The sequence below is a fragment of the Bradyrhizobium sp. HKCCYLRH3059 genome (assembly GCF_051168035.1).
Classification (GTDB): domain Bacteria; phylum Pseudomonadota; class Alphaproteobacteria; order Rhizobiales; family Xanthobacteraceae; genus Bradyrhizobium.
Genome location: NZ_JBNPUF010000005.1, coordinates 147,227 through 161,047, shown reverse-complemented (window position 1 = coordinate 161,047; position 13,821 = coordinate 147,227). Strand labels below are relative to the sequence as shown.

Here is a 13,821-nt window from a genome sequence, read left to right as displayed (position 1 = left end):
GAGAGCTTTGAATGCCGAGTTTCCGTCGCCTGCTTTGTGCGGCCAGCGCCATCATCGCGCTGGCGCTGTCCACATCGCATAGTTTTGCCCAGTCCGAGGACCCCGGCGATCAGCCCGGTCTCGTCGCCGATGACGGCTACGAGCTCGATCCCGAATGGCGCAAGCAGGTGGTCTATTTCCGCACCACCGAGCCGCCGGGCACCATCATCGTGTCCACCGCCGAACGCCACCTCTATCTGGTGCAGCCGGGCGGACGTGCCATCCGCTACGGCATCGGCGTCGGCCGTGACGGCTTCCAGTGGCAGGGGCTGCTGTCGATCACCAAGAAGGCCGAGTGGCCGGATTGGACGCCGCCGCCGGAGATGATCCAGCGCCAGCCCTATCTGCCGCGCTTCATGGCCGGCGGCCCCGGCAATCCCTTGGGCGCGCGCGCGATGTATCTGGGCACCACCGTGTACCGCATCCACGGCACCAACCAGCCCTGGACGATCGGCAGCAAGATTTCCTCCGGCTGCTTCCGGCTGGTGAATGCCGATGTCGCCGACCTGTTCGACCGCGTCCCGGTCGGCACCAAGGTCGTGGTGCGGCAGAAGCCGGAACTGTGACGCCGGCGCCCGCCGCCGGACATTCAGCCATCGCTTTGTCCTGACATTTTCTGAAAGAGATTCACCATGCGCACTTTCCGAGGCGGCCTGCTGATCGGGCTCGCCGTCGCCGTCCTCGTCGCGGCGCTCGCCGTCACCTATGAGATGTACGACACCCGCACCTTGAAGCGGACCATCCGCCGCGGCGAGGTGTTGTGCGGCGTCAATGCCGGCCTGCCCGGCTTCTCGATTCCCGACGACAAGGGCAATTGGAGCGGCTTCGACGTCGACTTCTGCCGCGCCGTGGCGGCCGCGATCTTCGATGATCCGAAGAAGGCGAAGTTCGTGCCGCTCGACGCCAACGAGCGCTTCAAGGAGCTGCAGAGCCGCAAGGTCGACATCCTGTCGCGCAACACCACCTGGTCGATGGCGCGCGAGCAGAACTACGACCTGTATTTCCCGGCGGTCGCCTATTACGACGGCCAGGGCTTCATGGTGCCGCGGTCGCGCAAGCTGGAGACGGCGCTCGACCTCAACGGCAGCAAGGTCTGCGTGCAGGATTCCACCACCAACGCGCTCAACCTCGGCGACTATTTCCGCACCAACAACATGAAGTACGAGGAGGTGAAGTATCCCAAGCTCGACGACGTCATCAAGGCGTATGACAGTGGCAAGTGCGACACCTTCACCGCCGACGTCTCGCAGCTCTACGCGCTGCGTCTGACGCTGTCGAAGCCCGGCGATCACGACATCCTGCCCGACCTGATCTCCAAGGAGCCGCTCGCGCCCGTGGTGCGCCAGCGCGACGACGACTGGATGATGATCGTGAAGTGGACGCTGTACGCGATGATCAATGCCGAGGAACTCGGCGTCACCTCCAAGAACATCGACGAGGCGCTGAAGTCGAAGAAGCCGGACGTGATGCGGCTGGTCGGCAACGAGGGCAGCTACGGCCAGGACCTCGGCCTGACCAAGGACTGGGCCGCGCGCGTGATCCGTCACGTCGGCAATTACGGCGAGGTCTATGAGCGCAATGTCGGCAGCGAGTCGAAGCTGAAGATCCCGCGCGGCATGAACCAGCTGTGGAACGCGGGTGGTGTCCAGTACGCGCCGCCGATCAGGTAGAACGCCGGTCGGAATTGTCGGCTTCGCTTCGACTGGTCTCACGCCTCTCGCGACACGAACGGTGCACCCTCTCCCCTTGTGGGAAAGGGTCGTTTCGATGCGCAGCATCGAAACCGGGTGAGGGGTTGCCACGAACTCAGACCTGCATTTTCCGCACCAACCCCTCACCCAAGCAAGCTTGGAGTTGGCTTCTGTGTAGCCCTCTCCCACAAGGGGAGAGGGCGCATTCATATGCGCCGCGAGGGCTGATTTTCCGGTGCTTAGAGCAGAACAAACATCATCATCCCCGCGACGTCTTCCGCGCCCGAGCTTTGCCAAATTCTCCACCCTCCGAAAATCGAGGGCGCAGGGAAGGCCAGGTGCCGACTGGCACCTGCGGCCCGCCTGCGTAAAAAAATGCAGGCGGCAGAACCACAGGCTCAGCCGGGACAACCCGGCCTTCCCTGCGCGACGGTGTTAACGCTTATGGCGCGCTCTCCTCGGTGTCCGGCTTGTTAGCCACCGTCGCCGCCCGGGATCATCACCCGTCGACTTGACGCCAGCATCGGGGCGCCAGGACCACGCGCTTTCACGTCCGCATCGCCATCGTTCGTCGGCGCGATCACTCGCGCTGCGATCCGATGCGTCCATCGCGTCACCGGCCCACGTTTCGTAACGATCGCGAAGCGTCCCTCTTGCGGGCCGTGACGGCGGGGAATGTGCGGCTGATTTGCCCGACGAGACAACGCCCGTCGGGTTGCGACAAAATGGCACGACGGGCACTGCGGATGCTCCCGCAAAGCAATTAGTCCCGCGGATCCATGGCTCTCGCGCGATCTGCCTTAGATGTTCGGGGAGCCACTCACGAGTTCGTGAACTCATCCTCAAATCCAGCCAATCGCAGCGATCGTAACGAGCCTGACCAATCCGGTCGGGTGATGCGGCCCTGCACAACAGGGCGAACAAGGGGTACCGAAATCCCTTTGCGCATCAGCCAACTCATCAGTTCAGTTCACAGGGAAAAACTCGAATGACGCTGGGATTCCGTTCGTTCGTGGCCGGCGCGTTGATGCTGGGCGCGCTCTCCATGTCAGCAGCCGCGGCACGTGCCGCCGATATCGTCGACACCGCCGTCGGCGCCGGTCAGTTCAAGACGCTCGTCGCCGCCGCCAAGGCCGCAGGTGTCGTGCCGGTGCTGAAGAGCAAGGGTCCCTTCACCGTATTCGCACCGACCGACGCGGCGTTCGCCGCGCTGCCGCCGGGCACCGTCGAGGATCTGCTTAAGCCGAAGAACAAGGGCAAGCTCGCCGCGATCCTGAAGTATCACGTGATCCCCGGCGCGGTGAAGGCCGGCGACGTCGCCGGCAAGAAGCTGAGCGTGAAAACGGCGCAAGGCCAGCCGGTGGCCGTCGACGGCACCTTCTTCGGCGTGCAGGTCAACGACGCGCATGTGGTGCAGGCCGACGTCATGGCCTCGAACGGCGTCATCCACGTCATCGACAAGGTGCTGCTGCCACCGGCCAAGACCGCGATGCATCATTGATCGAACGAGAGCGCGCCATCGGTGATGGCGCGCTCTTTTTTTGCGAACTCTGCTGTTGTCGTCGATAGTTACTGGGTACGCCGCGAAGGCGGGGTACCCAGTACCCTGCGGGCTTGTCGGTCAATCACAACTCGCTCGGCGTACTGGATCGTCCGCCTTCGCGGACGATGACAGCTGAGCGTGTGGAGTCGGCGGGTGCCGACAAGCGGCCTTGCTTAGTACCCCCTGAGCTGAGCCAGCTGCGCTGCGTGATAGTTCGCATCGCCGAGCAGCTCCTCACAGACGCGGGCGCGCTTCATGAAGAAGCCGATGTCGAACTGGTCGGTCATGCCCATGCCGCCATGCATCTGCACGCCCTCCTGCACCGCGCGGGTCGCGGTCGCCCCCGCGCGGGCCTTGGCGACGGCCACGGCGGCCGTCGCGCCGGCGGAATCGGCGTCGAGCGTCTGCAGCGCCTTCAGCACCGCGGCGCGGGTGATCTCGATCTCGATATAGAGCTGCGCGGCACGGTGCTGCAGCGCCTGGAATTCGCCGATGGCCTTGCCGAACTGCTTGCGCTCCTTGAGATAGGCAACGGTGCGGCCGAACACCTCCTCGCTCAGTCCCACCATCTCGGAGGCCACCGCGCCCCGGCCGAGATCGAGTACGGCGCTGAGCGTGGCAGCGCCACCATCGACATCGCCGAGCACGTGATCCGCGGTGACCTCGACGTTGTCGAGCGTCACCCGCGCGGCGTTGTGCGCGTCGACCATGATGGTGCGTTCGATCGCCACGCCCTTGGCCTTGGGATCGACCAGCAACAGCGTGAGGCCATCGCGATCGCCAGGCGAGCCCGCACTGCGCGCGACGACGAGCAGGAGATCAGCGACGTGGCCGTCGACCACCATCGCCTTGGCGCCGTTCAGTTTGAAGCCGTTGCCGGAGCGCACGGCCTGCAGGGCGGTGTGCAAAGGACGATGCTTGGCGCCTTCGTCGAGCGCCAGCGCGGCGAGCAGCGCGCCGCTGGCGATCTTCGGCAGATACTCGGACTTCTGCGCCGCCGAGCCGGCGCGGGCGAGCGCCGAGGCTGACAGCACCGACGTCGCCAGAAACGGCGACGGCATCAAGGTGCGGCCGATTTCCTCCATCACGACGCCGGCTTCGACCGCGCCGAGGCCGGAGCCGCCGTGCTCTTCCGGCACGAGCAGTCCGGCAAAGCCCATCTCGGCGAAGGTGGCCCAGAGCTCTTTGGAGAAGCCGGTCTCGTCGCGGCTGTCGCGCAGCTTGCGCAGGTGCGACACCGGCGCGTGATCTGAGATCAGGCCGCGCGCGCTGTCGCGCAGCATCGATTGTTCTTCGGTGAGGAGGAGAGGCATGGCAGATCCCGTTGCAACGATGGCAATCAATTTCGGTCTCGTCATTCCGGATGGCCCGAAGGGCCCGGCCCGGAATCCATACTCACGATCGTGGTTATGGATTCCGGGCTCGCCGCTTCGCGGCGCCCCGGAATGACGGCGAGAGGGGTGAACTACGCCCCCGGCAGATCGAGGATACGCTTGGCGACGATGCCGAGCATGACCTCGGAGGTGCCGCCTTCGATCGAGTTGGCCTTGGTGCGCAGCCAGGCGCGGGGACGCGCGCCTTCATGGGAGCGCTCGCTCTCCCATTCGAGCGCGTCGATGCCGCCGGCCGCCATCAGCAGCTCGTGGCGTCGCTTGTTGAGCTCGGTGCCGTAGTACTTCATCGCCGACGAGAACGCCGGATGCCCCTGTCCCGCCTTGGCGAGATCGACCATGCGCTCGGCGGCGGCGGCAAGCGCGGCCTCGTCGACGTCGAAGGTCGCGATGTCCGCACGTAAGAGCGCGTCGTCGAGCCGCCCCTGCGCATCGCTGCCGACAGAATCTGCCGCGACCTGGCCGAGCGGCCGGCTGCCGCCGCGCTCGCCCATGCCGGAAATCATCGCGCGCTCGTGTTGCAGAAGGTACTTCGCAACGTCCCAACCACGGTTGACGGTGCCCAGCACGTTCGCCTTGGGCACGCGGACATTGTCGAAGAAGGTCTCGCAGAATGGCGAGCGGCCGGAGATCAGGAGAATCGGCTTGGTCGACACGCCCTTCGACGTCATGTCGAACAGGATGAAGCTGATGCCGTCATGCTTCTTCGCCGCCGGATCGGTGCGCACCAGGCAGAAGATCCAGTCGGCGTAGTTGGCGTAGGAGGTCCAGATCTTCTGGCCGTTGATGATGTAGTCGTCGCCGTCGCTTTCGGCCCGCGTCTGCAAGGAGGCGAGATCGGAGCCGGCATTCGGCTCGGAATAGCCCTGGCACCAGCGAATGAGGCCGGCGGTGATCTTCGGCAGGTGCTCGCGCTTCTGGTCGTCCGTGCCGTATTTCAGCAGCGCCGGCCCGAGCATCGAGATGCCGAACGAGGTGATCGGCGCGCGCGCGCCGATCGCCGCCATCTCCTGGCGCACGATCTTGGCCTCCTCGCCGTCGAGGCCGCCGCCGCCATATTCCTTGGGCCAATGCGGCACGGTCCAGCCCTTGTCGCGCATGCGCTCGAACCAGACGCGCTGCGGCTCGGAGGAAAATTTCGCATTGCGGCCGCCCCAGAACGTGTCCTCCTCGGAGGTCATCGGCCGGCGCATCTCCGGCGGGCAATTGGCCTCCAGCCAGGCCCTGGTTTCGCGGCGGAATGTATCAAGATCGGCCATGCCAAGTCCTCACGCGTTTCCATGATTGCTGTCTTTGGAACGACCTAACCTCAGCGCGTCAGGGAATTCAACATCGATGTCGCCGCGGGCGCCCTCGCCTTGCCAGGCGTTCTATGGTCATGATGCCGCCGCGTGAAATACGAGGAAACGAACATGCGCCTGAAACTTCTTTCGCCTGGCGAAATGAGCGCCGACCAGCGCCAGACCTATGACGAGTCGATCGCCAGCAAGCGCGGCTCGCCGCCGCCGCCGATGATGGCCTGGCTGAACAGCCCGGAGATGGCGCGGCACGCGACGCGGCTCGGCGCCTTCCTGCGCTACGACACGGTGTTTCCGGCAGCACTCTCGGAGATCGCGATCCTGGTGACGGCGCGGCATTGGACCGCGCATTACGAATGGTACGCGCATAAGCGTCTGGCGCTGGCCGGCGGGCTCGACCTGGAGATCATCGAGGACATCCGCGACCGTCGCACGCCGGAATTCTCCGATCCCAAGGCACAGATGATCTACGACGTCGCCAAGTCGCTGCATGAGGGCCATGGACTGACGGATGCGCTCTACAAGGAAGCGATCGCGCTGCTCGGCGAACGCGGCCTGGTCGAGATCATCGGCCTGTGCGGCTACTACACGATGGTGTCGATGACGCTGAACGCGTTCGAGTTCGACCTGCCGGAGGGCGAGGTGTCGGAGTTGAAGTGAGAAGCGCGTGAGCTGCGATGCGCCGCTGTCGCCACGATGCCGGTGCACTCCCCTCCCCCTTGCGGGGAGGGGTCGGGGGTGGGGGTCTCCGGGCGCTGCGCGAAGTGAGGTGCGACCTTATCAATCTGCACTGCTATCGGCTCTCAAGGCTGGGCATCCACCGCTCGGCCGAGCGAGAGACTTTGATCCTTGTAATCTGAGAGAGCACGGTTCGTGGACCCCCACCCCCGCCCCCTCCCCGCAAGGGGGAGGGGAGCGCACCGTGGGTGCGGCGCGACCTCGTTACTACTACGCCCGTTTTAGTCAGCCCGCCGCTGCCTCGCGCCGCTTCGACGACCACACCAGTGCAAGCACGCACAATCCCAGCAGCACCGGCGGGAACACCACGAGGTTCACCGCCGACCAGCCGAAATTGGCGAGCAGTTGGCCCGAGGAGAACGAGCCCAGCGCCATCAGGCCGAAGATCAGGAAATCGTTGAACGCCTGCACCTTGTTGCGCTCGGCGGATGTATGTGTCTCCAGCACCAGCGCGGAGGCGCCGACGAAGCCGAAATTCCAGCCGACGCCGAGCATGACCAGGGTGGCCCAGAAGTGCATCGCGGTCAGGCCCGACAAGCCGATGACGGCAGCGACCGCTTCAAGCCCCAGGCCCACCGCGACGATGGCAGGCGCACCAAAGCGCGCGATCAGCGATCCCGTGAAGAAGCTCGGGCCGTACATCGCCACGATGTGCCATTGCAGGCCGAAATTGGAATCCGACACGGTGAGCCCGCACATCTGCATCGCCAAAGGTGCCGAGGTCATCACCAGGTTCATCACCGGATAGGCGATGGTGCCACACAGGGCAGCTGCGATGAAGCGCGGCTGGCGCACGATCTCGGACAGCGGCCGGCCGCCATGGAGATCGGCAGCTTCAGGCTTCGGCAGATCGACGCCGGCGACGATCCCCATCGCGACCAGCGCGACCGCCGCCTGGACCAGATAGCTGAATGCGAACAGATAGGGTTGCCAGACGTCCATGGTCCATTGCACGAGCTGTGGACCGAGCAGACCGGCGAAGATGCCGCCCGCCATCACCCACGACACCGCCTTGGGCCGGAACGTCGCGCTGGCGCCATCGGCCGCCGCGAAGCGATAGGATTGCGCGACGGCGCCATAGACGCCGCCGAGGAACGTCGCCAGGCAGAACAGTGCGAACGAGCCGCGCAAGATGGCGAGGCAGCCGAGCACGCCGGTGACGGCGCCGCAGCCGGTACCGATCAGGAAGGCCGCCCGGCGGCCATAGCGGCGCGAGATCGCGCCGGTCGGCAAGGTGCCGGCGGCGAGGCCAACGACGTACATCGAGATCGGTACCGTCGCGAGCCCGATGTTCGGGGCAATGGTGACACCGACGATCGCGCCGGTGGCGAAGATCACGGCCGAGTTGGCGCCGGTCAGCGCCTGGGCGGCCGCGAGCCGCGCCACGTTACGGCGAGCGCGGGCATCATCGGAGGTGTCTTCGCTCACGGTCAGATCGATCATCTCAGGTATCCGGAGGCGTGGCACGCACGCTCCCGCCTTGCTGGTTCAGCCGCACTATTGCGGGAAGCGCGCGCCCGAGGCAACGGGCGCGAACGGAGACAAGCCATGCGGCAGCGAACGCGCCACGGAGCGTGATTCGACACTCCCGACCTGCCCGGCTAATCAAGCCGGCTGTATTCTCGCGTCAACGGCGCCCGCGGAGCTTGAGCCATGTCAATCGACGATCGTCCGACCATCGCGGCGCCTGATGACGATCCGTATCTGTGGCTCGAGGAGATCGACGGCGAGCGCGCGCTCGCCTTCGTCGCGGCGCAGAACCAGCGCACGCTCGCCGCGTTCGGCGATGCGGCCTTCGAACGCGACCGCGACACGCTGGCCGCCATCCTGGATCGGCCGGACAACATCCCGTTCGTCAGCCGCCGCGGCGGGCTGCTGTACAATCAATGGAAGGACGCGGCGCATCCGCGCGGCTTGTGGCGGCGCACGACGATGGCGGAGTTCCGCAAGGCGCAACCGCAATGGGAGGACCTGCTCGACATCGACCGACTCGCTGCCGACGAAGGCGAGGACTGGGCGCTGAACGGGGTCTCGAGCCTGCCGCCGGCGCATGAGCGCGCCATCCTGAGCCTGTCGCGGGGCGGCAGCGACGCCGTGGTGCTGCGCGAGTTCGACCTCGCGACGAAGCGCTTCGTGACGGGCGGCTTCACGCTCTCGGAGGCCAAGGGCGGCGCCGCCTGGCTCGATGCCGACACCCTGCTGCTGGCGAGCGCGTTCGGCGCGGGCATGGCGACGCCGTCGGGCTACGCGCGGACGGTGCGGCGCTGGCGGCGCGGCCAGCCGGTCGAGCAGGCGGAGGTGATCTTCGCCGCCGAAGGCAGTCAGTCGACATGGGTGCATGTCGGTGTCGATCGCAGCGTCGCGCCGGCGCGGGTGTGGTTTGCCGAGGGCATCGACTTCTTCAACCAATATCTATGGCTCGGTGACGGCGGCGGGGCGCGGACCAGGCTCGACCTGCCGACCGACTGCTGGATGTCAGCGCATGGCGACTGGATGGCCATCAAGCTGCGCCAGCCCTGGACCGTCGGCGAGGTCACCCATCCCGCAGATGTGGTACTCGGTCTCCGGCTCTCGGCATTCCTTGCCGGGCGCCGCGATTTCACCCGCGTGTTCGAGCCCGCGCCGCGACGCGCGCTGCAGGGTCTGTCCTGGGCCGGCGACCGGCTGGTGCTGTCGATCCTCGACGAGCTCAGGGCAAGGTTCGAGGTGTGGACGCCGTCACCGGGGGAGTGGCGCTGCGAGCGGCTTCCCGGCCTGCCGGAGATCGCGACGGTGGACGTCTGGCGTCTCGACACCGACGAGGCCGAAAGCAACGGCGACCTGCTCGCCAACATCCAGGATCCGCTGACGCCGCCGTCGCTGCTACTGATCGAGGGCTTGGCCGCGCCGATCGTGCTGAAGCAGGCGCCTCGCACCTTCAGCGCCGAGGGGCACGTCGTCACGCGACACGAGGCGATCTCGGTGGATGGCGAGCGTATTCCCTACACCCAGACCGGGCCGGCCGAGCTCACAGGCGACGCGCCGGTGCACATGAGCGCCTATGGCGGCTTCGGTCACACGCTCCGTCCGGCCTACAATGCGGCGCTGGGCAAGCTGTGGCTCGAGCGTGGCGGCACGCTCGTGGAGGCCAACATCCGCGGCGGCGGCGAGTTCGGCACCGCCTGGCACGACGCCGGCCGCTATGCGGGCAAGCGGCTCGCGCATGATGATTTCGCAGCGGTCGCCGCCGACCTCGTTCGCCGCGGCGTCACGGTGCCGAAGCGCATCGCGGCGCAAGGCGGCTCCAATGGCGGCATCCTGATCACCAACATGCTGGTGCGCTACCCCGAGCGCTTCGGCGCATTGTTCTGCACCATCCCGCTGATCGACATGCGCCGCTACACCAAGCTGCTCGCCGGCGCGAGCTGGATCGCCGAATATGGCGATCCCGACAGCGACCAGGATTGGAGCTGGTTGTCGACCTACTCGGCCTATCACACCGCAACGCCCGGCCAGCCCTATCCGCCGATCCTGATCGCGACCACGCGGCGCGACGACCGCGTCCATCCCGGCCACGCGCGCAAGATGACCGCCAAGCTGCAGGCCATGGGCTACGACGCCTGGTTCTACGAACCCGCCGCCGGCGGCCATGGCTACGGCACCGACAACCGTGAGCGCGCCAGCTTCATCACGCTGGGCACGCGGTTTCTGGCGCGGCATGTCGGGCTGGCGATGGATTGAGCAGCACTCTCTACCGTCATTGCGAGGAGCCGAAGGCGACGAAGCAATCCAGGGCCAAGACGGAAGTCTGGATTGCTTCGCTTCGCTCGCAATGACGGAGAGGCTCGTCAGGCGAGCCGCGCGAACACCAGGATCATGTTGTTGGCGGGCATTTCCATCCTCTCGCGCAAGGCGAGCCCGTGGCGCGCGGCGAGCGCCTCGAGGTCGGTGATGTCGCGCACGCCCCAGTCCGGATTGCGCTCGCGCAGCGACGTATCGAACACGGCATTGCTGACCGCCGTGTGCTTGCCGTCGCGCTTGAACGGGCCGTAGAGCATCAGTGCGCCGTCCGCCGACAGCGCCTGCCCGGCGCCGGCGAACAATCCCTCCGCCACCGACCACGGCGCGATGTGAATCACGTTGGCGCAGAAGATCGCGGCGAGCTGCGACGGCCCGCCCGCGGCGCGGAACGCCGCCGGCCAGCCGGGATCTGACAGGTCGATGCGCTGGGCATCACGGATGTTGGACAACCCGGCATGGCTGCGCCACGCCGCAATGCTGGCGAGGTGGTTGGCGTTGAGATCGCTCGGCCACCACGTCAGGTCCGGCCGCTGGGAAGCGAAATGCACGACGTGCTGGCCGGTGCCGCTGCCGGCCTCCAGCACGTCGCCGGTCTTGCCCGCCAGCAGCCGTTCCAGCACCGCCCAGATCGCCTGATGGTTGCGGTGGAACGCGGCCGCGTCCAGCCGTCCGTCCGGTTCCACCGGCCGACCGTCCCGGCCGAACTCCACGACATATTCCGCCATGCCCATTCTCCCGGCCGCCCCATGAACGGCCCTCGTTGACCGCGTTGCGGCCACCATAGCTGCATTGTCAGCCGATGGTCTTTATGCTTTGCAGCGCCTATATTGCCGAGATCACCGAGACGTCGGAACTCCACCTTGATCACACCTGTCCTGCGTACCGCCCTGGCGATGGGGCTCTCGCTCGCCATGTCCATGGCCGCTCACGCCCAGTCCGGTGCCGTCGACGGCCAGAAGCTCGCCTTCGACCGCGGCAAGGGCAACTGCCTGACCTGCCACGAGATCAAGGGCGGCGACCTGCCGGGCTCGATCGGTCCGAAGCTGGAGAACCTCACGGCGAGATACGACCGCGCCGAGCTGATCGCGATTCTCAACGACGAGACCAGGCGCAATCCGCTGACGGTGATGCCGCCGTTCGGCCGCAACCGCATCCTGACCGAGCAGGAAATCAGCGCCATCGTCGACTTCCTGCAGACCCTCTGATTCCGTTTGGAGACCGCCATGACTGCCTCGTTCGGCCCGTTGGCCCACCGCCGCCTGTTCCTGAAGGGCGCCGGCCTCGTCGCGCTGATCGGCCTCGGCAACGCCGTGCTGCACGCGACCCCCGTGTTTGCCGCGACCAATGACAACAAATATCCGGAAGACGCCTTCAAGCAGAAGAATGCGGGCGACGCGGTCAAGGCGCTGTACGGCCGCGACCACGAGGCGTCCGACAAGATCAAGCTCGACGCGCCGGAGATCGCCGAGAATGGCGGCGTGGTGCCGATCGCGGTGACGACGTCGCTGCCGAACGTCACCTCGATCGGCTTCATCGTCAGCGAGAATCCGTTCGCGCTGGCGGCGTCGTACCACATCCCCGAGGGCACCGTGCCCGCGGTGGCGAACCGGCTCAAGATGGCCAAGACCTCCAACGTGATCGCGCTCGTCGAATCCGGCGGCAAGCTCTATAGCGCGACCAAGGAGGTCAAGGTCACCGTCGGCGGCTGCGGCGGCTAAGGTCAGGAGATCATCATGGCATCGAGCATCCGCGTCCGCGCCGTCCTGAATGGCGACATCGCCGAGGTCCAGACACTGATTCAGCACCCGATGGATACGGGCCTGGTCAAGGACGCCAAGGGCGAAGTGATCCCGGCGCACTACATCCAGCAGGTCACCTTCGTGCACAAGGACAAGACGGTGTTCCTGGCCGATTGGGGCACCGCGGTGTCGAAGGACCCCTATGTCAAGTTCGCCTTCAAGGGCGCGGCCAAGGGCGACGAGCTCAAGGTGAGCTGGGTCGACAGCAAGGGCGCGACCGACAGCCTGACGGCGACGATCCAATGAGGGTGCCGCGCCTCGCGCTGACCGTGGCGGCCGCGCTCGCTCTCGGCGCCTCCGGCGCTGCGGCCGCGGACAAGCCGAACCCGGCCGCCGACGCCAAGGCGTTCCAGGATTACTTCGTCAAGAAGTTTCCGAAGGTGGCGTTCGACGATTTCGTCAACGGGCCGTATTCGATGAACGCCGACATGCGCAAGCAATGGGAGGAGAAGGAGCAGTTTCCGCCCTACGAGTTCGCGCTCGATGCCGGCAAGGAGATGTTCGCCAAGCCGTTCAAGAACGGCAAGACCTATGCCGACTGCTTCCCGAACGGCGGCATCGGCATCCGCCAGACCTATCCCTATTTCGACGACAAGGAAGGCAAGGTCATCACCCTCGAGCTGGCGCTGAACCGCTGCCGCGAGGCCAATGGCGAGCAGCCCTACTCCTACGTCAAGGACGAGATGGCATCGCTGACCGCCTACATGGCGTACACGTCGCGCGGCAAGCGCTTCGACATCAAGATCCCCGACGACCCGCGTGCGCTCGAGGCCTTCGAAAAGGGCAAGGAGTATTTCTACACCCGCCGCGGCCAGTTGAACTTCTCCTGCGCGAGCTGCCACGTGCAGAGCCCGGGGGAGCGGATCCGCGCCGAGATCCTGGCGCCGGCGCTCGGCATCCTCAACGCGATGCCGATCTACCGCTCGGAATGGAGCGGCATGGGCACGATCAGCCGGCGCTTCGTCACCTGCAACAGCCAGACACGCGCCGTGCCGCTGGAGCCGCAATCGGACGAATACCGCAACCTCGAATATTACCTGTCCTACGTGTCGAACGGCCTGCCGGTTTCAGGACCTGGAGCGCGGCCATGAAAAACGTCACGACAGCAAGCGTCATGAAAAAGATCGTGTTCGCCATGATGGTATCAGCGGTCGGCGCCGGCTCCGCGCGGGCCGCGTCGGAGGCCGACTATCTCGCGGCTGTCGCGGCGGCCGAGAGCGCCAACAAGGAAGCCGGACGTCTGCGCAACCAATGGACCGTGACCCAGGCCGCACTCACCGCTGCGAAGAAGGCAGCGGATTCCGGCAATTTCGATTCTGCGCTGAAGTCGGCGCAGGAGGCCGAGGCGCTCGCCAAGGCCTCGGTCGTCCAGGCCACCAGCGAGAAGCAGCGCTGGAAGGACATGGAGATCCGCTAGAGCATGATCCGGAGAAGTGGCAACCGGTTTTCCCTCGCGACGAACGCCGAAGGCGTTTGTGGAGATCATGCTCAAACAAAGGGATGGATCATGATGCGATTCCGTGGAATCGCATCATGATCTAG

General features: G+C 66.0%; 14 protein-coding genes. 10 read left to right on the top strand and 4 right to left on the bottom strand.

The genetic code is table 11. The features are described from left to right. Positions 1 to 11: 11 nt before the first annotated feature. The 3 genes from ACQR13_RS17210 to ACQR13_RS17200 all read left to right on the top strand — a co-directional run bounded on the left by ACQR13_RS17210 (position 12) and on the right by ACQR13_RS17200 (position 3,231). Positions 12 to 605 carry a L,D-transpeptidase gene (locus ACQR13_RS17210; protein WP_315717095.1) on the top strand — a complete coding sequence of 198 codons (594 nt, stop codon included), beginning with the start codon at positions 12 to 14 and terminating at the stop codon, positions 603 to 605. A 66-nt stretch (positions 606 to 671) separates the two neighbouring features. Next, on the top strand, positions 672 to 1,709 hold the full coding sequence (locus tag ACQR13_RS17205; protein WP_315751176.1) for an amino acid ABC transporter substrate-binding protein: 1,038 nt from the start codon (positions 672 to 674) through the stop codon (positions 1,707 to 1,709). 1,066 nt (positions 1,710 to 2,775) lie between these two features. Next, complete coding sequence (locus ACQR13_RS17200) at positions 2,776 to 3,231, top strand: fasciclin domain-containing protein (RefSeq protein WP_315717171.1); 456 nt, start codon at positions 2,776 to 2,778, stop codon at positions 3,229 to 3,231. A gap of 215 nt (positions 3,232 to 3,446) precedes the next feature. Here the strand turns inward: ACQR13_RS17200 and ACQR13_RS17195 are convergent, their stop codons facing one another. Next, complete coding sequence (locus tag ACQR13_RS17195) at positions 3,447 to 4,586, bottom strand: acyl-CoA dehydrogenase family protein (RefSeq protein ID WP_315751175.1); 1,140 nt, start codon at positions 4,584 to 4,586, stop codon at positions 3,447 to 3,449. A gap of 152 nt (positions 4,587 to 4,738) precedes the next feature. Then, positions 4,739 to 5,923 carry an acyl-CoA dehydrogenase family protein gene (locus tag ACQR13_RS17190; protein ID WP_315751174.1) on the bottom strand — a complete coding sequence of 395 codons (1,185 nt, stop codon included), beginning with the start codon at positions 5,921 to 5,923 and terminating at the stop codon, positions 4,739 to 4,741. A 153-nt stretch (positions 5,924 to 6,076) separates the two neighbouring features. Between ACQR13_RS17190 and ACQR13_RS17185 the strand changes: the two genes are divergently transcribed. After that, complete coding sequence (locus ACQR13_RS17185; RefSeq protein ID WP_315751173.1) at positions 6,077 to 6,622, top strand: carboxymuconolactone decarboxylase family protein; 546 nt, start codon at positions 6,077 to 6,079, stop codon at positions 6,620 to 6,622. Between the two features lie 303 nt (positions 6,623 to 6,925). On the opposite strand, the gene ACQR13_RS17180 is transcribed toward ACQR13_RS17185, so the two are convergent. Further along, a complete protein-coding gene (locus ACQR13_RS17180) occupies positions 6,926 to 8,143 on the bottom strand; it encodes an MFS transporter (protein WP_315751172.1) in 1,218 nt (405 codons plus the stop codon). A 210-nt stretch (positions 8,144 to 8,353) separates the two neighbouring features. On the opposite strand from ACQR13_RS17180, the gene ACQR13_RS17175 reads away from it, so the two are divergent. Next, positions 8,354 to 10,420, top strand: coding sequence for a prolyl oligopeptidase family serine peptidase (locus tag ACQR13_RS17175; protein WP_315751171.1), 2,067 nt, complete (start codon positions 8,354 to 8,356; stop codon positions 10,418 to 10,420). A 107-nt stretch (positions 10,421 to 10,527) separates the two neighbouring features. Here the strand turns inward: ACQR13_RS17175 and ACQR13_RS17170 are convergent, their stop codons facing one another. Continuing rightward, positions 10,528 to 11,205, bottom strand: a complete 678-nt coding sequence (locus tag ACQR13_RS17170; protein ID WP_315751170.1) for a DUF938 domain-containing protein — start codon at positions 11,203 to 11,205, stop codon at positions 10,528 to 10,530. Positions 11,206 to 11,391: 186 nt separating this feature from the next. Here ACQR13_RS17170 and soxX point away from each other — a divergent pair, with 186 nt between their 5' ends. Genes soxX through ACQR13_RS17145 form a run of 5 tightly spaced genes read left to right on the top strand, consistent with a single transcriptional unit; the run spans position 11,392 to position 13,696 of the window. After that, complete coding sequence (gene soxX / locus ACQR13_RS17165) at positions 11,392 to 11,685, top strand: sulfur oxidation c-type cytochrome SoxX (RefSeq protein WP_315751505.1); 294 nt, start codon at positions 11,392 to 11,394, stop codon at positions 11,683 to 11,685. 18 nt (positions 11,686 to 11,703) lie between these two features. Beyond that, positions 11,704 to 12,198 (top strand): thiosulfate oxidation carrier protein SoxY, encoded by a 495-nt coding sequence (gene soxY / locus ACQR13_RS17160; protein WP_315751168.1) that lies wholly within the window; start codon positions 11,704 to 11,706, stop codon positions 12,196 to 12,198. Positions 12,199 to 12,213: 15 nt separating this feature from the next. Next, positions 12,214 to 12,525: a thiosulfate oxidation carrier complex protein SoxZ gene (soxZ, locus tag ACQR13_RS17155; RefSeq protein WP_315717084.1), complete on the top strand. Its 312-nt coding sequence runs from the start codon at positions 12,214 to 12,216 to the stop codon at positions 12,523 to 12,525. Then, positions 12,522 to 13,370 carry a sulfur oxidation c-type cytochrome SoxA gene (gene soxA / locus ACQR13_RS17150; RefSeq protein ID WP_315751166.1) on the top strand — a complete coding sequence of 283 codons (849 nt, stop codon included), beginning with the start codon at positions 12,522 to 12,524 and terminating at the stop codon, positions 13,368 to 13,370. The genes soxZ and soxA overlap by 4 nt, the downstream gene beginning before the upstream one ends. 23 nt (positions 13,371 to 13,393) lie before the next feature. Next, positions 13,394 to 13,696, top strand: coding sequence for a hypothetical protein (locus tag ACQR13_RS17145; RefSeq protein ID WP_409977916.1), 303 nt, complete (start codon positions 13,394 to 13,396; stop codon positions 13,694 to 13,696). The last annotated feature ends 125 nt before the right edge of the window (positions 13,697 to 13,821 follow it).